Raw genomic sequence first — 20,008 nt, forward strand, 5'->3', positions numbered from 1 at the left:
GACAGCACCCCCGTGGCGGGCTACAGTGGCTGCCAAGCGAGGCTGAACCATGCCGCATCGACGCTGTTGGCTGCTGGGACTGGGTGGGCTGCTGCTCGGGGCGGCCGTGCCGGCTCGCGCGCAGGCATTGACCATCACGCTGCGCGCGCCCGACAGCCCCACCGACCTGCGCAACGCCTACGTCCGCGACGCGGTGCAGCTGGCGCTGGACAAGACGCTGGCCACCGACGGGCCGTACCGGCTGCAGCTGTCCCGGCAGATGAACAAGCGGCGTGCGCTGCTGGAGGCGGCGCAGCAGGCGGCGCCGAATTTCCTCATCGCCACGGGCCCGGAGGCGGGCCGCGCGGCCGGCCTGGTGCCGGTGCTGTTCCCCATCCACCTGGGCGTGAACCGTTACCGCGTCTGCTTCGTGCACGCGGCGCGCCAGGCCCGGGTGCGCGAGGCCGACACGCTGGCCGAGGTGGCGCGGCTGCGCCATGTGCAGGGCCGGGGCTGGGCGGACGTGGACATCCTGCGCGCCAATGGCTTCACGGTCGAAGAGGTCAACACCTACGAGGCCCTGTTCCAGATGGTGGCGTTGGGCCGTGCGGACCTGTTCTGCCGCAGCGTGCTGGAGGTGGGCCAGGAGTGGCAGGCCCGCGCCGGGCTGCGCGGGCTGGCGTTGGATGACGGGCTGATGCTGGTCTACGACCTGCCGCAGTACCTCTACACCCACCCGGGCAATCAGGCGGTCATCGAGCGGCTTTCGCGTGGCCTGCGGCTGGCCCATGCCGATGGGTCGCTGCAAGCCCTGCTGCGCCAGCACCTGCAGCCGTCACTGGCCCTGCTGAACCTCGGGCAGCGGCGGCAGCTGGCGCTGACGCTGCCGTCGCCGTCCGTGGCGGAGATGGACGATCGGCCCTTTCAGCTCGACCTGTTGCGCCCGGTCTCGCGCTGATCCGTGACATCCGGCGCGCGCCCCGCCAGACGCGGGGGTGAGGGCGGCGGCCTGCGACCTTTGCACGCGCAAGTCGCGATGAGCGCACCTAGTCTGGAGGCAAGACGAGGTGCCCCATGAACTCACGCCCCATGCCGTTGATGCTCGAGCACTACGAGCTGCGCTTTGAATCGCTGTTCCAGGCCGGGCGCGCGCTGGCCTTTCCGTGCGATGCGCAGGGCGGCGTGCTGCTGGATGCGCTCAGCGAGCAGGCGCGCCAGAACTACCTGTTCGCCCGGGCCGTGGTGGGGCGGGACTACGCCACGCCCATCGTGCTGCGCCGGCGTTGAGCCGGCGCCGACTCACTTCGCGAAGCTGTCCTTCAAGCCGGTGATCTTGTTGAACACCGGCTTGTCGGCACGGTGGTCCACGCGGTCAGTCACGAAGTAGCCGTGGCGTTCGAATTGCCAGCGCTGGTCGGCGGCGGCGCCAGCCAGCGAGGGCTCGACAAAGCCCTGCACCACGCGCAGCGAGTGCGGGTTCACGAAGGCCAGGAAGTCGCGGCCACCGGCGTCGGGCTGCGGCTCGGTGAACAGGCGCTCGTACAGCCGCACCTCGGCCGCCACGGCCTCATGCGCGCCCACCCAGCCGATGACGCCCTTGACCTTGACCGAATCCGCCCCGGGCGTGCCGCTCTTGGTGTCGGGAATCACCGTGGCGAGCACGGCAGTGACCTGGCCGTCGGCGTCCTTCTCGGCGCCGGTGCACTCGATGACATAGCCGGCCTTCAGGCGCACCTTGTTGCCGGGGAACAGCCGGAAGTAGCCCTTCACCGGCGTTTCCATGAAGTCCTCGGCCTCGATCCACAGCTCGGGGCCCAGCGAGAACTTGCGCAGGCCCAGCTCCGGCTTGTGCGGATGGGCGGCCACCTCGCAGGGCTCGCGGTGCTCGGCGCTGCCGAACACCTCGGCGTAGTTCGTCAGCTTGAGCTTGAGCGGCTGCAGCACGGCGAAGGCGCGGGGCGCCTGCGGCTCCAGGTCAGCACGCAGGGCCTGGTCGAGCACGGTGTCGTCGATCCAGGCGTTCTGCTTGCTGGCGCCGGTTGCTTCCACCATCGCGCGGATGCTCGCGGGCGTGAAGCCGCGGCGGCGCAGGCCGACGAGCGTGGGCATGCGCGGGTCGTCCCAGCCGCTGACGTGCTTGTCCTCGACCAGTTGGCGCAGCTTGCGCTTGCTGGTGACGACGTAGTTCAGGTTCAGGCGGCCGAACTCGATCTGCTGCGGCAACGGCCGGGCCAGCAGGCCCAGGTCGGCGAGCTGGTTCAGCAGCCAGTCGTAGAAGGGGCGCTGGTCCTCGAACTCCAGCGTGCAGATGCTGTGCGTGATGCGCTCCAGCGCATCCTCGATGGGGTGCGCGAAGGTGTACATCGGGTAGATGCACCAGGTGTTGCCGGTCGCGTGGTGCTCGGCGTGCTTGATGCGGTACAGCGTCGGGTCGCGCAGGTTGATGTTGGGCGAGGCCATGTCGATCTTGGCCCGCAGCACCATGGCGCCGTCCGCGTGCTGGCCGTCGCGCATCTCGCGCAGGCGGGCCAGGTTCTCTGCCGGCGTGCGGTTGCGGAAGGGGCTGTCCACGCCCGGGCGGCTGAAGTCACCGCGGTTGGCGCGCATGTCCTCGGCGCTCTGCTCGTCCACATAGGCCAGGCCGGCATTCACCAGCGCCTCGGCGGCGGCGTACATGAAGTCGAAGTAGCTGCTGGCCTCGAAGAGGTGGTCGCCCCAGCTCCAGCCCAGCCACTGCACCATCTCCTTGATGGCGTTGACGTACTCCAGCTCCTCCTTCTCGGGGTTGGTGTCGTCGAAGCGCAGGTGGCAGGCGCCGCCGTAGTCGCGCGCGAGGCCGAAGTTCAGGCAGATGCTCTTGGCGTGGCCGATGTGCAGGTAGCCGTTGGGCTCGGGCGGGAAGCGGGTGCGGATGCGCGCCGCATCCAGCGGCGCGGCCGCGTGGTGGGCCGCATCGCCCGGCGTGCCGCTGAAGCGGCGGCCATCGAAGGCGCCGGTCTCGAGATCGCTCTCGATGCGCTGGCGCAGGAAGTTGGTGGCGGGTGCGGCAGGGGTCTGGCTCATCGGCGGGCTCTGGAAACGGACGCGGGCCGCGTGGCGGCCCGCAATGATGGCGGCGATTTTAAGGAGTGCCGGCTACTGCGGCTTGAAACGGCTCGCGTGCACGCGGCTGACCGTCAGCGTCTCCGGCCGGTTGCGCAGCGTCAGCAGCACCGTGCCGTTGTCCTGGCGCTGGGCGCGGGCCACGGCGTCGATGTGGACCACGGTGGAGCGGTGGACCTGCCAGAAGCGCCCGGCGTCCAGCTGCGGCAGCAGCTCGCGCAGCGACAGGCGCACCCAGTAGTCGCGCTGCGCGGTCACGGCGCGCACGTACTTGTCGGCGGCCTCCAGGTAGACGATGTCCTCCACCGGCACCAGCTCAACCGCGTCGCCCACGGCGGCCTGCAGGTGGCGCATGCGCGGCGCGGGGGCGACGGCCTGGCTGAGCAGCTGGTGCAGCGAGGCCAGCGTCGCAGCACCGTGCTCGGGCTCGGCCAGCCGTGCCTGCAGGCGCTCGGCACAACGGGCGAGACGCTCGGGCGTGACGGGCTTGAGCAGGTAGTCCGCCGCTGCCGCGTCAAAGGCCTGCAGCGCGTACTGGTCGTAGGCCGTCACGAACACGAACAAGGGCAGGGCGCCACCGTCTGCCGGCCAGTCCTCGGTGATGGCCTGTGCGGCCTCGAGGCCGGTCATGCCGGGCATGCGGATGTCCAGGAAGCACACGCGCGGTCGGTGCTGCAGCGCCAGCTCGACGGCTGCCGTGCCGCTGCCGGCCTGGGCGATGACGCGCAGCGCCGGCCAGGCGCTGGCGAGCTCGGCGCGCAGGTTGTCGGCCAGCAGCGGCTCGTCTTCGGCGATCAGGGCGGTTGTGATGGTGTCGGTCATGCAGGCAGCTCGATGCGGGCCAGGCTGCCGCCGCCGGCCTGCGGGGTCAGCTCGAAGCGGGCGGCGTCGCCGTAGCGCTGGGCCAGGCGCTCGCGCACCTGCGTGAGGCCGAAACCCGTGCCGGTGCCGGCCACCGGTGCTTGCGTGGCCAGCCCGGCGCCGTTGTCGGCCACCTCCAGTGTCAGCCGCCGGCCCCGCAGCGCGGCGGACACGCGCAGCTCGCCACCGTCCACATGCGGCTCCAGGCCGTGCTGGATGGCGTTCTCCACCAGCGGCTGCAGCAGCAGCGGCGGCACGCCCAGGCCGGCCAGCGCGGCCGGCAGGTCCAGCCTCACGCGCAGCCGCGCGCCCATGCGCAGCTGCATCAGCGCGAGGTAGTCCGACAGGCGCTCGAACTCCTCGGCCAGCGTGTGCTCGGTGCTGCGGCTGGCCAGCAGCGTGGCGCGCAGGTAGTCGATCAGGCGGTCCAGCATCTGCTGGGCCTCGTCGGGCCGCAGCTTGATGAGCACGCGCAGATGGGCCAGCGTGTTGAACAGCATGTGCGGCTCCAGCTGGCTTTGCAGCAGCGTCAGCTGTGCCTCGGCCGCCTGGCGCTCGGCCTGGGCCTGCTGCAGCCGGGCGGCGTTGAGCTTGTAGACGGCGAAGAAGAACATCGACGACAGCAGCGACACCAGCAGCGTGAACGCCAGCGACAACGCGAAGCGCCGGTCCGTCAGGTCCCAGGGCAGGGTCGAGCGATTGCCGCTCAGCGTGTCGGCCAGCCACTGGCCGCCGGTGAAGCCCATCACCGAGCCCAGCAGCACGCAGGGCATCATCCAGACCCAGCCCACCCACACCTTGCGCGGCGCGGTCGGCGCGCCGTGCCAGCGTTGCAGCAGCCACTCCACGCCCTGCAGCAGCAGCGCGATGCAGGCCGAGATCTGCACGCCGATCGAGAACGAGTACAGCATGCTCATGGCGAACTGGCCGCCACGGATCAGGTAGTTCAGCAGGCCGACGATGACGCAGATGGCCACCGTGCCGCCGATGTGGATGGCCCAGTCGTGGCGCTGGGGTGAGGGCGTCGTGCTCATGCCCTCAGCATCGCGCAAGCGCGTGGCAGGCGCCGCAGGCCTGCGACGGCCGGGCGCCCCGCGCCGCGAACGGGCTGCACTCAGCGCCGGCGGCCACCGCCGCCCAGGATGCTGCCCAGCACGCCACGGATGATCTCGCGCCCCACCGCCGTGCCGATGCTGCGCATGGCGGACTGCGCCGCCGCCTCGGCCAGCCCCGGGCGCCGTCCACCGCGCGGGCCGGTGCTGCCGAACAGCACATCCTTGAGTCCACCCATCAGGCCGCCGCCGTCGGCCTCAGCTGGCGCCGGGGGCTGGGCGTTGCCGTGGCTGCCGGTGCCGGTGCCCTTGAAGACGGCACCAGCTTCCGCCGCCATGCCGCCGCCGGCCGGCGCCGCGGCCTTGCCGGTGAGCTTCTCGTAGGCCGACTCGCGGTCCAGCGGCTTCTCGTAGACCCCGGCCACCAGAGAGTTGGCGATCAGGGCCTGCCGTTGTTGCGGCGTGATGGGGCCGATCTGGCTGCCCGGCGGCAGCACGTACACGCGCTCGGTGACGCTCGGGCGGCCCTTGTCGTCCAGCAGGCTTACGAGCGCCTCGCCCACGCCCAGCTCGGTGATGGCGGCTGCGATGTCCAGCCCCGGCTTGGCGCGCATGGTCTCGGCCGCGCTCTTGACGGCCTTCTGGTCGCGCGGCGTGAAGGCGCGCAGCGCGTGCTGCACGCGGTTGCCCAACTGGCCCAGCACGGCGTCGGGGATGTCCAGCGGGTTCTGCGTCACGAAGTACACGCCCACGCCCTTGGAGCGCACCAGCCGCACCACCAGCTCGATGCGCTCCACCAGCGCATCCGGCGCGTCCTTGAACAGCAGGTGGGCCTCGTCGAAGAAGAACACCAGCTTCGGCTTGTCCAGGTCGCCCACCTCGGGCAGCGTCTCGAACAGCTCGGACAGCATCCACAGCAGGAAGGTCGCGTACAGCCGCGGCGCATTCATCAGCTTGTCGGCGGCCAGCACGTTGATGACGCCCAGGCCCGACTCGGTTTGCATGAAGTCGGCGATGTTGAGCATGGGCTCGCCGAAGAACTTGTCCCCGCCCTGGGCCTCGATCTGCAGCAGGCCGCGCTGGATGGCGCCCACGCTGGCGGCCGACACGTTGCCGTACTGCGTCGTGAACTGGCTGGCGTTGTCGCCCACGTGCTGCAGCATGGCGCGCAGGTCCTTCAGGTCCAGCAGCAGCAGGCCGTGGTCGTCGGCGATCTTGAACACCATCTGCAGCACGCCGGCCTGGGTCTCGTTCAGCGCCAGCATGCGGCTCAAGAGCAGTGGGCCCATGTCCGACACCGTGGCCCGCACCGGGTGCCCCTGTTCGCCGAACACGTCCCACAGCGTCGTGGGGCAGGCGATCTTGTCGGGCGGCGCAATGCCGCGCTCCTTCAGCACGGCGAGCAGCTTCTCGCTGGGGTTGCCGGCCTGACTGATGCCGGTGAGGTCACCCTTCACGTCGGCCATGAAGACGGGCACGCCGATCCTGGAAAAGTTCTCGGCCAGGGTCTGCAGGCTGATGGTCTTGCCGGTGCCCGTGGCGCCGGTGATGAGGCCGTGGCGATTGGCCAGCGCGGGCAGCAGCAGGCACTCGATGTCGCCATGGCGGGCCAGCAGGATCGGGTCGGTCATGGACGCTCCTCTAAAATCACGTTTCTGCTAACGATAAATCAGGCCGCTGCACTGTCAGACGGCCGGGAGCCGAACTTATGGCTGGTCATTCCAAATGGGCCAACATCCAACACCGCAAAGGCCGCCAGGACGAGAAGCGCGGCAAGATCTGGACGCGCATCATCCGTGAGATCACGGTGGCGGCGCGCCAGGGCGGCCCCGACATCAAGGACAACCCTCGCCTGCGGCTCGCTGTCGACAAGGCGAAGGCGGCCAACATGCCGGCCGACCGCATCAAATACAACATCGACAAGGCCAGCGGCAACATCGATGGCCTGACGTACGAGGAAATCCGCTACGAGGGCTATGGCATCGCCGGCGCGGCCATCATGATCGACACGATGACGGACAACCGCGTCCGCACCGTGGCCGAGGTGCGCCATGCCTTCAGCAAGTACGGCGGCAACATGGGCACGGACGGCTCGGTGGCCTTCCAGTTCAAGCATGTCGGCCAGCTGCTGTTCGCGCCCGGCACGTCGGAAGACAAGGTCATGGAAGTGGCGCTGGATGCCGGCGCCGAGGACGTGATCACCGGTGACGATGGCGCCATCGAGGTGCTGACCTCGCCCGCCGAATACGAAGTCGTCAAGGCCGCGCTGGAAGCGGCGGGCCTGACGCCCGAGCTGGCTGAAGTGACGATGCGCCCAGAGAACACGATTGCGCTGACCGGCGAAGACGCCGAGCGCATGCAAAAACTGCTGGACGTCATCGAGGATCTCGACGACACCCAGGCGGTCTATCACAACGCGGAACTCGGCTGATGAAAGTCCTTGTCATCGGCAACGGCGGCCGTGAGCACGCCCTGGCCTGGAAGCTGTTGCAGGGCGAGCGCGTCAGCCAGGTGTTCGTGGCGCCGGGCAATGGCGGCACGGCTCGCGACGCGCGCTTGCACAACGTGGCCATTGCGCCCACCGACGTCAAGGCGCTGGCCGACTTCGCCGTGGAGCAGAAGATCGCGCTGACCGTCGTCGGCCCCGAGGCCGCGCTGGCGGTGGGTGTCGTCGACGAGTTCCGGGCGCGCGGCCTGCGCATCTTCGGCCCCACGCAGGCGGCCGCGCAGCTGGAGAGCTCCAAGGCCTTCGCCAAGGACTTCATGAAGCGTCACGGCATCCCGACGGCGGCCTACGAGACCTTCTCGGATGCCGCCGCCGCGCACGCCTACGTCGACGGCCGCGGCGCGCCCATCGTCATCAAGGCCGACGGCCTGGCGGCGGGCAAGGGCGTCGTCGTCGCGATGACGCTGGCCGAGGCGCACGAGGCCATCAGCTGGATCCTGGAAGACAACAAGCTCGGCGTCACGCACAACGCCGGTGGCGCGCGCGTCGTCATCGAGGACTTCCTGGCCGGCGAGGAGGCCAGCTTCATCGTCGTCTGCGACGGCAAGCATGTGGTGTCGCTGGCCACCAGCCAGGATCACAAGCGCCTGCTGGACGGCGACGCCGGCCCCAATACCGGCGGCATGGGCGCCTACTCGCCCGCGCCGGTCGTCACGCCCAACGTGCATGCCAAGGTCATGCACGAGATCATCCAGCCGACCATCGCCGGCATGGCCAAGGACGGGCATCCGTTCACCGGCTTCTTGTATGCCGGCCTGATGATCGACGAGCACGGCCAGCCGCGCACGGTGGAGTTCAACACCCGCATGGGCGACCCCGAGACGCAGCCCATCATGATGCGGCTCAAGAGCGACCTGTTCGAGCTGCTGATGCACGCCACCGACGGCACGCTGGACCAGGTCGAGCTGCAATGGGACCGCCGCGTGGCGCTGGGCGTGGTGCTCGCGGCCCAGGGCTATCCGCTGGACCCGCGCAAGGGCGATGCCATCACCGGCCTGCCGGCCGATCAGGCGGAGGCCATGGTCTTCCATGCCGGCACGGCGGAGCAGGACGGCAAGCTGGTGACCAGCGGTGGCCGCGTGCTGTGCGTGACGGCGCTGGGTGAATCGGCCCGCACGGCGGCGCAGGCAGCCTACGAGGTGGCGGCTGGCATCCAGTTCGCGGGCCGGCAGTACCGTTCCGACATCGGCCACCGCGCCATCAAGCGTTGACGCGTCATCCCGCCGTCCTTGCCGGGCCGTGGCTGCCGACCGGCTGCCACAGCCGGCTGGCGCGTGCGGTGCTGGGGCTGTTCGGCTGGACGGTGGACGTGCCCGGCCTGCCGGGCGAGCAGGGCGTGATCCTGGTCTATCCGCACACGTCCAATTGGGACTTCGTCATCGGTGTGCTCGCCAAATGGGCGCTGGGCCTGCAGCTGCGCTTCTGGGGCAAGGACAGCCTGTTCAAGGTGCCGCTGCTGGGCCAGTGGGCGCGCTGGATCGGCGGCGTGGCGGTGGACCGCAGCAGCCCGCATGGGCTGGTTGGCGACACCGTGCGCCAGATGCGCGAGGCGGCCGGACGCGGTGAGCGCTTCTGGCTGGCGGCCGCGCCGGAGGGCACGCGCTCGCTGGCCACCGGCTGGCGCACGGGCGCTTACCAGGTCGCCGTGCAGGCTGGCGTGCCGGTGGGCCTGTGCTATTTCGATTTCCAGCAGCGGGTCGTGTGCCTGACCCGCTTTGTCACGCTGACGGGCGATGTCGACGCCGACTTCGCCGCCTTTGCCGAGTACCTTGGCCCACGTGTCGGCAAGCGCCCCGCGCTGGCCAGCCCCATCCGCCCCAGAACATGAACTCACAAGCCGTTCGCGACTACCTGCTGGGCCTGCAGCAACGCATCGTCGACACGCTCGAGGGCGTTGACGGCAACGCCTTCCTGAGCGATGGCTGGACGCGCGAGCCTGGCGGCCGGTTGGAGGGTGACGGTCTGTCGCGCCTCATCGAAGGTGGTGCGGTGTTCGAACGCGGCGGCGTCAACTTCTCGCATGTGAAGGGTCGGGTCTTGCCGCCCTCGGCCACGCAGCACCGGCCCGAGCTGGCCGGGGCGCCGTTCGAGGCCATGGGCGTGTCGCTGGTGCTGCACCCGCACAACCCCTTCGTGCCGACGGTGCACATGAATGTGCGCATGTTCGCGGCACTGCCGGCGAACGGGCCGGCCGTCACCTGGTTCGGCGGTGGCATGGACCTGACGCCCTACTACGGCTACGAGCGCGACGCGCAGCACTTCCACCGCGTCTGCCGCGATGCGCTCAGCGCCCACGGCGAGGGCCTGCACCCGAAGTTCAAGGCCTGGTGCGACGAGTACTTTTTCCTGAAGCACCGCAACGAACCGCGCGGCGTGGGCGGCATCTTCTTTGATGACTTCGCCGACGGTGGCTTCGATCAAGGCTTTGCGCTGATCCGCTCGGTGGGCGACGCCTTCCTGGCGGCCTATGTGCCCATCGTCGAGCGTCGCCAGGGCTATGCCTATGGCGAGCGCGAGCGCGACTTCCAGGCCTACCGGCGCGGTCGCTACGTCGAGTTCAACCTCGTGTGGGACCGCGGGACGCTGTTCGGCCTGCAGTCCGGCGGGCGCACCGAGTCCATCCTGATGTCCATGCCGCCGCAGGTGAGCTGGCGCTATGACTGGGCGCCCGAGCCGGGCACGCCCGAGGCGCGGCTGTACACGGACTTTCTGCGTCCCCGTGACTGGGCGGACGAGACGCCCACGGCGCTGTGGCTATGAGGCTCGCGCTGTTCGGCGGCAGTTTCGACCCGCCTCACCTGGGCCACCTGGCCTTTGCTCGCTTCGCGCTGGAAGCCCTGGCGCCGCAGCGGTTGCTGTGGCTGCCTGCTGGCCGGCAGTGGCAGAAGCCCGACCAGGTCATGGCCGCTGGCGCGCACCGCGTGCAGATGCTGCGGCTGCTGATGGCGGGCGAGCCTCGCTTTGTCGTTGACGACCGCGAGCTGCACCGGCGCGGCCCGAGCTTCACGGCCGACACGCTGGGCGAGTTCAAGGCGGAGGCACCGGACGCCGAGCTGATGTTCCTCATCGGCCAGGACCAGTACGCCCGCCTGCCCACCTGGTACCGTGCCGAGGCGGTGGCGCAACTCGCCACGCTGGTCGTCGTGCCGCGGGCGGGCGAGGCCGTCGTGACGCCGCCCGGCATGCCGCCGCATCGTCTGCAGGTGCTGTACCTGCCCGACACCCCAATTTCATCCACCGCCGTGCGCGACGCGATCGTGCGTGGCGACGACATCTGCCCCTTGGTGGGCGCCGACGTGGCGAGCTATATTGACTCGCACCGTCTCTACGGGAAGAAGCCCTGAATGGACATCCGCAAGCTGCAACGGGCCATCGTCGATGGTCTCGAAGACGTCAAGGCTCAGAACATCGTCGTGTTCAACACTGAGCACCTCTCGCCGCTGTTCGAGCGCGTCATCATTGCCTCCGGCACCAGCAACCGCCAGACCAAGGCGCTCGCCTCCAGCGTGCGTGAAGCGGTCAAGGGCGGTGGCATGCAGGTCATGCGCACCGAGGGCGAGGACAACGGTGAATGGATCATCGTGGACTGCGGCGCCGCCGTCGTGCACGTGATGCAACCGGCCATCCGCGACTACTACCGCCTGGAGGAAATCTGGGGCGGCAAGCCGGTCAAGCTCAAGGTCGCCAGCGGCGAGACCAAGCTCGTGAAGGCCTCAGAGGAGGTCGCACCGGCTGCCAAGACTGCTGCAAAAAAGGCGCCCGCCAAGAAGGCAGCCGCTCCGGCCAAGAAGGCCGCACCGGCCGCCAAGACCGTTGCCAAGAAGGCGCCCGCGAAGAAGACGCCGGCCCGCGTTGTCGACGCCAAGACGCCGGCCGCCAAGACCATCAAGGTCGGTGCCGCCAAGCCTGCCGCCAAGAAAACCGTCGCCAAGAAGGCCGCGGTGAAGACGACTGTGGGCGTGAAGAAGGCCGCGCCGGCCAAGACGGCAGCCAAGGCGGCCGTCAAGACCACCGCCAAGGCCGCGCCGGCCAAGAAGGTGGCCGCCAAGAAGGCGCCGGCCAAGAAGGGCTGATGCGGCTCTTTCTTGTCGCCGTGGGCCAGCGCCAGCCGGCCTGGGCAGACAGCGCCTACGAGGACTTCGCCAAGCGCTTCCCGCCCGAGCTCCGGCTGGAGCTCAAGGCCGTCAAGGCCGAGACGCGCGGCAGCAAAACGGCCGAGCAGCTGATGGCGGCCGAGGCGGCGCGCATCGAGGCCGCGTTGCCCAAAGGTGTGCGCCGCATCATCCTGGACGAGCGCGGCGAGCGCCGCACCTCCGTCCAACTGGCTGAGCGTTTGAAGCTGTGGATGGGCGAGGGCCGTGACGCTGCCCTCATCATCGGCGGCCCGGACGGCCTGCATCCCGACTTGAAGGCCACGGCTGACGAGACGCTGCGCCTGTCCGATCTGACGCTGCCGCATGCGTTCGCCCGCGTGCTGCTGGCCGAGGGCCTGTACCGAGCCTGGACCGTGACGACCGGCCATCCCTACCACCGCGAATGACCGCACCGCTGCTCTACCTCGCCTCGCAAAGCCCGCGCCGCCGCCAGCTGCTGGATCAGCTGGGCGTGCGGCATGAACTGCTGCTGCCCGGTGCCGACGAGGACGCCGAGGCGTTGGAAGCGGTGCAGCCCGGCGAGCAGCCCGAGGCCTACTGCGCCCGCGTGACCGGGGCGAAGCTGGACGCCGCGCTGGCGCGCCGCGTCGCGCGCGGACTGCCGCCGGCGCCCATCTTGTGCGCCGACACGACGGTGGCCGTCGACGGCCTCATCCTCGGCAAGCCCGAGGACGAGGCCGACGCGTGCCGCATGCTGGCGCTGCTGTCCGGCCGGGGGCACCGCGTCATCACGGCGGTTGCCGTGGCGGATGGCACGCAGCGTGCGGCGATGCTGAACGTGTCGCGCGTCGAGTTCGCGCCGCTGACCGCTGCGCAGATCGCCCGCTACGTCGCCAGCCGCGAACCCTTCGGCAAGGCCGGCGCCTATGCCATCCAGAGCCAGGCGGCGGCCTGGATCGTGAACATTGCCGGCAGCTACTCAGGCATCATGGGGTTGCCCCTCTTTGAGACCGCTTCCCTCTTGGAGAAATTCGGTTTCGAGTTCTGACGCCTGCGCGCATGCCCGCGCGCAACCGTCAGCATTCAAGGATGAGAGATGGAAGACATCCTGATCAACTGGTCCCCGCAGGAAACGCGGGTGGCGGTGGTCGAGAACGGCGCGGTGCAGGAGCTGCACATCGAGCGCACGTTGGAGCGGGGCCTGGTCGGCAACGTCTATCTCGGCAAGGTCGTGCGCGTGCTGCCGGGCATGCAGAGCGCCTTCATCGACATCGGACTGGAGCGTGCGGCCTTCCTGCACGTGGCCGACCTGCACAGCGCCTCGCAGTTCGGCCACGGCCGGCACCAGAACGCCGACGCGCCACCGACGCCCATCGAGCGCCTCGTGTTCGAGGGCCAGCCACTGACCGTGCAGGTCATCAAGGACCCGATCGGCACCAAAGGTGCGCGCCTGTCGAGCCAGATCAGCATCGCCGGTCGCATGCTGGTGTTCCTGCCGCAGGACGAGCACATCGGCATCAGTCAGAAGATCGGCTCGCCGGAAGCCCGCGAAGCCCTGCGCGCCCGCATGCTGGCGCTGGTCGGTAGCAAGGAGGCGGGCGGTGGGGGCGGCTTCATCCTGCGCACCAACGCGGAAGATGCGTCTGACGAGGAACTGGCCGCCGACATCGCCTACTTGCGCAAGACCTGGCAGCAGATCCGCGAGAAGGCACTCAACACTGCGCCGGCCAACCTGTTGCACCAGGACCTCAGCCTCGTCGAGCGCGTGCTGCGCGACCTGACCACCGAGCGCACCGGGCACATCCGCATCGACTCGCGCATGCAGTACGAGGTGCTGCGTGCCTTCGGTGAGACCTTCATGCCCGCGGCGACGGCCAAGCTGGAGCATTACCGCGGCGAGCGGCCCATCTTCGACCTGTGCAATGTCGACGCCGAGATTGCCCGGGCACTGGCGCGCAAGGTGGAGCTCAAGTCCGGCGGCTCGCTGGTGTTCGACCAGACCGAGGCGATGACGACCATCGACGTCAACACCGGGGGCTTCGTCGGCGCCAAGAACTTCGACGACACCATCTTCAAGACCAACCTCGAGGCGGCCGGTGCCATCGCCCGCCAGCTGCGCCTGCGCAACCTGGGCGGCATCATCATCGTCGACTTCATCGACATGGCACGCGAGGAGCACCGCACGGCCGTGCTGGCCGAGTTCAGGAAACAGCTGGGCCGGGACCGCACCAAGGTCACGGTCGGCGGCTTCACGCAGCTGGGACTGGTGGAGATGACGCGCAAGCGCACGCGCGAGTCGCTGGCGCGCATGCTGTGCGAACCCTGCCCGACCTGCGAAGGCCGTGGCCAGGTGAAGACGGCGCGCTCGGTCTGCTACGACATCCTGCGCGAGATCCTGCGCGAGGCGCGGCAGTTCTCGCCGCGCGAGTTCCGTGTTGTCGCAGCGGCCAACGTCGTCGAGATGATGCTGGACGAAGAAAGTGCCCACCTGGCCGGCCTGTCCGACTTCATCGGCAAGCCCATTTCGCTGACCGCCGAGCCCACCAACCAGACCGAGCACTACGACATCGTGCTGCTGTGAAAACCAGGCCGCGCCTGCGGCCTTGTCTGACGGTGTGGGCGCTGGCGTCTGCGGCAAAATCCGGCGCCATGCTCGCAACAGTTTCCCGTCGCCGCGGTCTCGCGGCCCTCGCCGCGCTGGCCGCCAGCCCGGTGCTCGCCCAAGTCCGCATCGACATCGCCGGCGTCGGCGGCACGCGCATCCCGGTCGCCATCGCTGACTTCCGCGATGAGTCCCGCTCGCCGCAGCCCATCGCGGCCATCATCCGTGCCGATCTGGAGCGCAGCGGCCTGTTCCGCAGCGTCGACGCGCCCGGGGCGTTGAGCGAGACCAGCGTGCCCGCCTATGCCGAATGGAAGGCCCGCCAGGCCGACGCGCTGGTCGCCGGCTCCGTCACCCGCCTCGCCGATGGCCGGCTGGACATCCGCTTCAAGCTCTGGGATGTGGTCAAGGGCGCCGAGATCATCGGCCAGGCCCAGGCGGTGCTGCCCGACGATGCGCGCCTGGCGGCGCACCGCATTGCCGATGTCGTGTACGAGAAGCTGACGGGCGAAAAGGGTGTGTTCGCCACGCGCATGGCCTATGTCACGAAGGCCGGGCGCCGCTACAGCCTGGTCATTGCCGACGCCGACGGTGAGGGCGCCAAGGCTGCGCTGAGCAGCCCCGAGGCCATCATCTCGCCCACCTGGGCGCCCAATGGCCGCGAGCTCGCCTATGTGTCGTTCGAAAGCGGCAAGGCCACGGTACGCATCCAGGACGTGCAAACCGGTACCCGCCGTGTGCTGGCCGACTTCAAGGGCACGAACAGTGCGCCGGCCTGGTCGCCGGACGGCAACCAGCTGGTGCTGAGCCTGTCGCGCGAGGGCGGCACGCAGCTGTTCGTCATCAACCGTGACGGCTCGGGCCTGCGCCGCATCGCCCAGAGCAGCGCCATCGACACCGAGGCCTGCTTTGCGCCCGACGGCAGCAAGATCTACTTCGTCAGCGACCGCGGCGGCGGCCCGCAGATCTACCGCATGCCGGCGGGCGGCGGCGCCGCGGAGCGCGTCACCTTCAACGGCAACTACAACATCAGCCCGGCCATCAGCCCCGATGGCCGCACGATGGCCTACATCACGCGTGCCGGCGGTGCGTTCCGCCTCTGCGTGATGGACCTGGCCACCGGCCAGTCGCAGCAGATCAGCGATGCGAATGACGATGAAAGCCCGTCCTTCGCTCCCAACAGCAAGCTCATCGTCTACGCCAGCCGCGCCGGCGGCAAGGAGGTGCTGATGACAACGACGCTGGACGGCAAGATCAAGACGCCGCTGCTGGTGTCGCTGGCGGAGGTGCGTGAGCCCAGCTGGGGCTCTTTTGCGGCCCAGTAGCCGGACCACCCGCACCTTTGTTGGACAATATCGCGCCGGCAACGTTGTCGGCTTTGCTGTTTCACCCTGCCCCCTGTCTGTTGTGGAGACCACTCGAATGAAGCTGACCCGTTACGCGCTCACCCTGATTGCCGCTGCTGCCCTTGCTGGCTGCCAATCGACCGTCAAGCTGGATGAGCCGGCGCCGGTCAAGGACGTTGCGCCGACGCCTGCCCCCACGCCTGCCCCGCAAGGCAATGTCGCCCCGGTGCCCCAGTCCCAGGTCAAGACCCTGACGCTGGACGAGCAGCTGACGCAGCAAGTTCAGGGCAAGCGCGTCGTCTACTTCGACTTCGACAGCGACGTCGTCAAGGAAGAGTACCGCCCGCTGGTCGACCTGCACGCCAAGCGCCTGAACAACAACAAGAAGCTGGCGCTGACGCTGGAAGGCCACACCGACGAGCGCGGCGGCCGTGAGTACAACCTGGCTCTGGGTCAGCGCCGTGCTGAAGCCGTTGCCAAGTCGCTGACGCTGCTGGGCGTGGGTGGCACCCAGGTCGAGGCGGTCAGCTTCGGCAAGGAGCGCCCGGCCGTGCAAGGCAGCGGTGAAGAAGCCTGGGGCAAGAACCGTCGCGTCGAGCTCAAGGACAAGTGATGCGTCTTTCGCGCCTGTTGCGCCCGACGCTTCTCGCTCTGGCCGCGGGCGCGGCCTTCATGCAGCCGGCCCAGGCCGGCTTGTTCGAGGATGACGAAGCCCGCAAGGCCATCCTCGAACTGCGCACCAAGATCCAGGCCAACGAGGACGCCGCCAAGCAGCGTGCCGAGCAGCTGAATGCGCTGGTGCAGGAGCAACTGCAGCCGCTGCGCCGCAGCATGCTGGACCTGAACAGCCAACTCGACGCGCTGCGCGCCGAGGTGGCCACACTGCGTGGTGCCAATGAGCGCCTGGCCCGCGACTTGGCGGACACCCAGCGCAAGCTGACCGATCAGTCACAGGCCGTCGATGCGCGCCTGAAGCCGCTGGAGCCGCAGAAGGTCAACCTCGACGGCCGCGAGTTCCAGGTCAGTCCCGAGGAGCGTGGCCAGTACGACGCCGCCATCGGTCTTGTGCGACGTGGTGACTTCGCCGAGGCCGTGTCGGCGCTGAGTTCATTCCTCAAGCGCTACACCGCCAGCGGTTACACGGATTCCGTGCGCTTCTGGCTCGGCAATGCGCAGTACGGCAAGCGCGATTACAAGGACGCAATCGCGACCTTCCGCGCCTTCATCGCTGGCAACGCCGACCACCCGCGTGCGGCCGAGGCGCTGCTTGCTCTGGCCAACTGCCAGATCGAGCTGAAAGAGGTCAAGGCGGCACGCCGCAGCCTGGAGGACCTCATCAAGGCCTATCCGGGCACCGAGGCCGCGCAGGCGGGCAAGGAACGCCTGGCGACGCTGAAGTGAACGCGCAGGATCGGGCGGTCGTCGCCGCTGACGACGCCGATCTGGAGCGTCGCTTCGGCGGCCTGCGCCGCCTTCACGGTGATGCCGCCTACGGCAGCCTGCGTACGGCAAGGTTCGCCGTCGTCGGGCTGGGCGGCGTCGGGTCCTGGGCCGTGGAGGCGCTGGCCCGCAGCGGTGTCGCCGAGCTGATCCTGATTGATCTGGATCAGGTCTCCGAATCCAACATCAACCGCCAGATCCAGGCCTTGGGGTCGACGGTCGGTATGGCCAAGGCCGAGGCGCTGCGTTTGCGTATCGCGGATATCCACCCAGGCTGTTCCGTGCACGTGATCGAGGAGTTCGTCGATGCGGACAACTGGCCGACGCTGCTGGGAGGCGCTGCGGTCGACGGCCTCATTGATTGCTGCGACCAAGTGCGCGCCAAGGCTGTGTTGGCGGACTGGGCGCGACAGCAGGAACTGCCCTTCGTGACCGTCGGCGCGGCGGGTGGCAAGCGCGAGCCGCACCGCGTGCAGCTGGATGATCTCAGCGCCACCACCCACGACCCGCTGCTGGCCTCGTTGCGTCAACGCCTGCGCAAGCAGCATGGCGCGCCGCGCCTGGGCACCATGGGCGTCGCTTGCGTGTACTCAAAGGAATCAGTGCATTTGCCGCAGCGGGCGGAAGGTGAGGCCTGCGAGGTGGACGGCAGCTTGAATTGCCACGGCTACGGTTCAAGCGTGACGGTCACGGCGACGTTTGGCTTGTGCGCTGCTGCCGAACTGCAGCGGCTTCACATCGCACGTGCGAGTCAGCCGAGGGCCTGAGCAAAAAAGTTTCTGAAACGGCTTGCAAACCAGGCAGAAAGCTGGCTAGAATGCTAGGCTCTGCTTGACACGGGATGTTAGCTCAGTCGGTAGAGCAGCGGACTTTTAATCCGTTGGTCGCAGGTTCGAATCCTGCACATCCCACCAAAATTTAGTTGGCGTGACAAAAATCATGCTACAATAGCAGGCTCAGCAAAACACTAGTTAGGCTGATTCAGGGCTCTTAGCTCAGTTGGTAGAGCAGCGGACTCTTAATCCGTTGGTCGTAGGTTCGAATCCTACAGGGCCCACCAAATTTGCTTGTCGCTCAGCGACAAGCCCAAAACCCCTAGAGAACAAGCGCTCTAGGGGTTTTTTTATTGCGCTCGCGCCGGCGAGGGGGGGCATTGTCTGAGCTTTGCCCAGCCGCTCATCCCAAGTCGAGCGAGCGCCTGCCCGCGCCGCAAGATCCGGCATGGGCGTCGTCGCGGCGGGCTCTGCGGCTCGCTAGACGGCCGTCGCCACTGCACCCAAACCCAGCGTTGCGCTGAACGTACCGAGCAGGACAACGTCGCGCCGCTCGTTCCCGAGCCGCCAGGCTTGCAGCGTAACCACGGCGAGCGTGGCTGCGAGGACGATGAGCATCAGCGTGGAGGGCATGGTGGTGGCGATCCGATACGTTTAGTCAGGCTGCCGCCACGGCGAGGCAGGCGTGCTGCACAAAGCTGCAGGTGCGTGCCCGCCATTGAGGCAATGGCATCCGCCGTGACAACGCAGCGGACTATGTCCGTGTATGCGGTACGGGCCAATCAACGTTTGGTTGAGCGACGCCTCTCATTTGCTGTGAACCGGGCGCCTGAGTTGCGAGCAAAGCAGACTTGACGGTGTGCTCGATAGAAGTGGCACCGCAGGCGACGCTTCGCCGGTCGAGCTCGAACGACGCCGTTCCCAACGGCTCACGGGTGTCTAAGAAACCCGGGGCGATTCAGAGCTGGCAGCGACCGAAGGGTATGCGTAGCACGACCTACAGGCGAATCATCGGTGCCATCTTGGACTGCGAAGAAGCGCGGGAGGTGGCGCTAAGTTCCTACATGCACCGACATGCCATGGCGCTGGGGCTGAAGCTTTGATGTGCGGTTCTAGGCAGCAGAATTCTGTTGCCAGCAACAGCAAGTCGAGCCGGAAAGGAAAAACGGGTTAGCGGCCTGAGCTGCTAACCCGTTGATCTACTTCAATAAAAATGGTCGGGACGGCGGGATTCGAACTCGCGACCCCTTGCACCCCATGCAAGTGCGCTACCAGGCTGCGCTACGCCCCGACTGAGCCAATAAGTATAACGTAAATTTCGCCGTCAGATCAACAATGCCGTGCGAATCGCCAAAAGCTCTGCCCGAACTTGCTCCAGCGAAGTCAGGGGAGCGACCGGCTCAATGGGTAGCGTCAGTGTGGCCTCAGCTGCTTTCAGCGGACGGGTGGCGGGCGCCAATGGTCGAGCAGCGGCCGCTGCGATCAGCGCGGCGCCTGCATCGTCAGCATCGAGCTCATCGAGCATCTCGTCGTCGTGCTGTCGAGCGGCCTCAGCTTCTTCACGGAAGCTCTGCACCGTGGCCGCTGGCAGACCTTCGCTGAGCTGGTTGCGTGCGCCACTGATCGTGAACCCTTGGTCGTAGAGCAGGTCACGGATGCGGCGGATCAGCAGCACTTCGTGGTGCTGGTAATAGCGCCGATTACCGCGTCGCTTCATGGGTTTGAGTTGGTTGAACTCCTGCTCCCAATAGCGAAGCACGTAGGGCTTCACGCCGCACAGCTCGCTCACCTCACCGATGGTGAAGTAGCGTTTGGCGGGGATGGCGGGAAGCGCCTTTTCCATTGCAAATCAATAAGTTCGCGAAAGGGAAGCAGACTCTACTCGAAGTCTTCCGAGCCGGGCGCGTCGCCTTGCACCTGGCCCTTGAGTTTGTGGCTGGCGTGAAAGGTCACCACGTTGCGCGCCTTGATCGGGATGGACTCGCCGGTGCGCGGGTTACGGCCTGGGCGGGGCGCCTTGCGACGGATGTTGAAGTTGCCAAAGCCAGAGAGCTTCACGTCCTGGCCCTTGACGAGGCTGTCGTGCAGGATGTCGAAGAAGGCCTCGACCATGTCCTTGGACTCGCGCTTGTTCAGGCCCAACTTGTCGAAGAGCAACTCGGCAAGCTCCGCCTTGGTCAGCGTGGGCGTCTCAAGGCTGCCAATGACAACGGCAACCGGGTCCTTTTTGTCGTGGTGAGCGTCCATGAATCC

The 20,008-nt window shown here is 68.0% G+C and carries 22 protein-coding genes and 3 tRNA genes; 17 read left to right on the top strand and 8 right to left on the bottom strand.

All coding sequences use genetic code 11. The features are described 5' to 3' along the window. The first annotated feature begins 49 nt into the window (after positions 1-49). Both NYO99_RS01855 and NYO99_RS01860 read left to right on the top strand, forming a co-directional pair. Positions 50-937: a type 2 periplasmic-binding domain-containing protein gene (locus NYO99_RS01855; RefSeq protein WP_268165401.1), complete on the top strand. Its 888-nt coding sequence runs from the start codon at positions 50-52 to the stop codon at positions 935-937. 116 nt (positions 938-1,053) lie between these two features. Further along, positions 1,054-1,266, top strand: coding sequence for a hypothetical protein (locus tag NYO99_RS01860; protein WP_268165403.1), 213 nt, complete (start codon positions 1,054-1,056; stop codon positions 1,264-1,266). A gap of 12 nt (positions 1,267-1,278) precedes the next feature. Here the strand turns inward: NYO99_RS01860 and NYO99_RS01865 are convergent, their stop codons facing one another. From NYO99_RS01865 to NYO99_RS01880, 4 genes are all read right to left on the bottom strand, one after another. Continuing rightward, complete coding sequence (locus NYO99_RS01865; RefSeq protein WP_268165404.1) at positions 1,279-3,042, bottom strand: glutamine--tRNA ligase/YqeY domain fusion protein; 1,764 nt, start codon at positions 3,040-3,042, stop codon at positions 1,279-1,281. Between the two features lie 72 nt (positions 3,043-3,114). Next, positions 3,115-3,903, bottom strand: coding sequence for a LytR/AlgR family response regulator transcription factor (locus NYO99_RS01870; RefSeq protein ID WP_268165405.1), 789 nt, complete (start codon positions 3,901-3,903; stop codon positions 3,115-3,117). Further along, the gene (locus NYO99_RS01875) at positions 3,900-4,976 is read right to left on the bottom strand and encodes a sensor histidine kinase (RefSeq protein ID WP_268165406.1); all 1,077 of its coding nucleotides are present in this window, start codon (positions 4,974-4,976) and stop codon (positions 3,900-3,902) included. Before NYO99_RS01875 ends, NYO99_RS01870 begins: the two co-directional genes overlap by 4 nt. Positions 4,977-5,056: 80 nt before the next feature. Beyond that, the gene (locus NYO99_RS01880; protein WP_268165407.1) at positions 5,057-6,625 is read right to left on the bottom strand and encodes a helicase HerA-like domain-containing protein; all 1,569 of its coding nucleotides are present in this window, start codon (positions 6,623-6,625) and stop codon (positions 5,057-5,059) included. 77 nt (positions 6,626-6,702) lie between these two features. On the opposite strand from NYO99_RS01880, the gene NYO99_RS01885 reads away from it, so the two are divergent. The 15 genes from NYO99_RS01885 (at position 6,703) to NYO99_RS01955 (ending at position 18,042) form a co-directional block, all read left to right on the top strand. Then, positions 6,703-7,425, top strand: coding sequence for a YebC/PmpR family DNA-binding transcriptional regulator (locus tag NYO99_RS01885; RefSeq protein ID WP_268165408.1), 723 nt, complete (start codon positions 6,703-6,705; stop codon positions 7,423-7,425). Continuing rightward, positions 7,425-8,711, top strand: coding sequence for a phosphoribosylamine--glycine ligase (gene purD, locus NYO99_RS01890; RefSeq protein WP_268165409.1), 1,287 nt, complete (start codon positions 7,425-7,427; stop codon positions 8,709-8,711). The genes NYO99_RS01885 and purD overlap by 1 nt, the downstream gene beginning before the upstream one ends. Next, a complete protein-coding gene (locus NYO99_RS01895) occupies positions 8,708-9,328 on the top strand; it encodes a 1-acyl-sn-glycerol-3-phosphate acyltransferase (RefSeq protein ID WP_268165410.1) in 621 nt (206 codons plus the stop codon). Before purD ends, NYO99_RS01895 begins: the two co-directional genes overlap by 4 nt. Beyond that, positions 9,325-10,260, top strand: a complete 936-nt coding sequence (gene hemF, locus NYO99_RS01900; protein ID WP_268165411.1) for an oxygen-dependent coproporphyrinogen oxidase — start codon at positions 9,325-9,327, stop codon at positions 10,258-10,260. The genes NYO99_RS01895 and hemF overlap by 4 nt, the downstream gene beginning before the upstream one ends. Then, a complete protein-coding gene (nadD, locus tag NYO99_RS01905) occupies positions 10,257-10,844 on the top strand; it encodes a nicotinate (nicotinamide) nucleotide adenylyltransferase (RefSeq protein ID WP_268165412.1) in 588 nt (195 codons plus the stop codon). Before hemF ends, nadD begins: the two co-directional genes overlap by 4 nt. Next, complete coding sequence (rsfS, locus tag NYO99_RS01910; protein ID WP_268165413.1) at positions 10,845-11,573, top strand: ribosome silencing factor; 729 nt, start codon at positions 10,845-10,847, stop codon at positions 11,571-11,573. Next, positions 11,573-12,040, top strand: coding sequence for a 23S rRNA (pseudouridine(1915)-N(3))-methyltransferase RlmH (gene rlmH, locus NYO99_RS01915; protein ID WP_268165414.1), 468 nt, complete (start codon positions 11,573-11,575; stop codon positions 12,038-12,040). Before rsfS ends, rlmH begins: the two co-directional genes overlap by 1 nt. Then, positions 12,037-12,642: a Maf family protein gene (locus tag NYO99_RS01920; RefSeq protein WP_268165415.1), complete on the top strand. Its 606-nt coding sequence runs from the start codon at positions 12,037-12,039 to the stop codon at positions 12,640-12,642. Before rlmH ends, NYO99_RS01920 begins: the two co-directional genes overlap by 4 nt. 48 nt (positions 12,643-12,690) lie before the next feature. Next, complete coding sequence (gene rng, locus NYO99_RS01925) at positions 12,691-14,175, top strand: ribonuclease G (RefSeq protein ID WP_268165416.1); 1,485 nt, start codon at positions 12,691-12,693, stop codon at positions 14,173-14,175. A gap of 68 nt (positions 14,176-14,243) precedes the next feature. Continuing rightward, entirely contained in the window at positions 14,244-15,521 is a 1,278-nt protein-coding gene (tolB, locus tag NYO99_RS01930; protein ID WP_268165417.1) for a Tol-Pal system beta propeller repeat protein TolB, read from the top strand. Between the two features lie 97 nt (positions 15,522-15,618). Next, a complete protein-coding gene (gene pal, locus NYO99_RS01935; protein ID WP_268165418.1) occupies positions 15,619-16,155 on the top strand; it encodes a peptidoglycan-associated lipoprotein Pal in 537 nt (178 codons plus the stop codon). Beyond that, the gene (gene ybgF, locus NYO99_RS01940) at positions 16,155-16,943 is read left to right on the top strand and encodes a tol-pal system protein YbgF (RefSeq protein WP_268165419.1); all 789 of its coding nucleotides are present in this window, start codon (positions 16,155-16,157) and stop codon (positions 16,941-16,943) included. The genes pal and ybgF overlap by 1 nt, the downstream gene beginning before the upstream one ends. Next, complete coding sequence (locus NYO99_RS01945; protein ID WP_268165420.1) at positions 16,940-17,749, top strand: tRNA threonylcarbamoyladenosine dehydratase; 810 nt, start codon at positions 16,940-16,942, stop codon at positions 17,747-17,749. The genes ybgF and NYO99_RS01945 overlap by 4 nt, the downstream gene beginning before the upstream one ends. A 71-nt stretch (positions 17,750-17,820) precedes the next feature. After that, positions 17,821-17,896, top strand: a tRNA-Lys gene (locus tag NYO99_RS01950). Positions 17,897-17,966: 70 nt separating this feature from the next. Further along, positions 17,967-18,042: transfer RNA gene (locus NYO99_RS01955), tRNA-Lys, on the top strand. A 193-nt stretch (positions 18,043-18,235) separates the two neighbouring features. Here NYO99_RS01955 and NYO99_RS01960 read toward each other — a convergent pair. From NYO99_RS01960 to NYO99_RS01975, 4 genes are all read right to left on the bottom strand, one after another. Continuing rightward, positions 18,236-18,388 carry a hypothetical protein gene (locus NYO99_RS01960; RefSeq protein ID WP_268165421.1) on the bottom strand — a complete coding sequence of 51 codons (153 nt, stop codon included), beginning with the start codon at positions 18,386-18,388 and terminating at the stop codon, positions 18,236-18,238. Between the two features lie 581 nt (positions 18,389-18,969). After that, positions 18,970-19,046: transfer RNA gene (locus NYO99_RS01965), tRNA-Pro, on the bottom strand. A gap of 33 nt (positions 19,047-19,079) precedes the next feature. Then, a complete protein-coding gene (locus NYO99_RS01970) occupies positions 19,080-19,598 on the bottom strand; it encodes a MerR family transcriptional regulator (RefSeq protein WP_268165422.1) in 519 nt (172 codons plus the stop codon). Between the two features lie 35 nt (positions 19,599-19,633). Further along, on the bottom strand, positions 19,634-20,002 hold the full coding sequence (locus NYO99_RS01975) for an integration host factor subunit alpha (protein WP_268165423.1): 369 nt from the start codon (positions 20,000-20,002) through the stop codon (positions 19,634-19,636). Between the last annotated feature and the right edge of the window lie 6 nt (positions 20,003-20,008).

Source organism: Roseateles hydrophilus, assembly GCF_026712245.1.
In the GTDB taxonomy this organism is placed as follows: Bacteria; Pseudomonadota; Gammaproteobacteria; order Burkholderiales; family Burkholderiaceae_C; genus Pelomonas; species Pelomonas hydrophilus.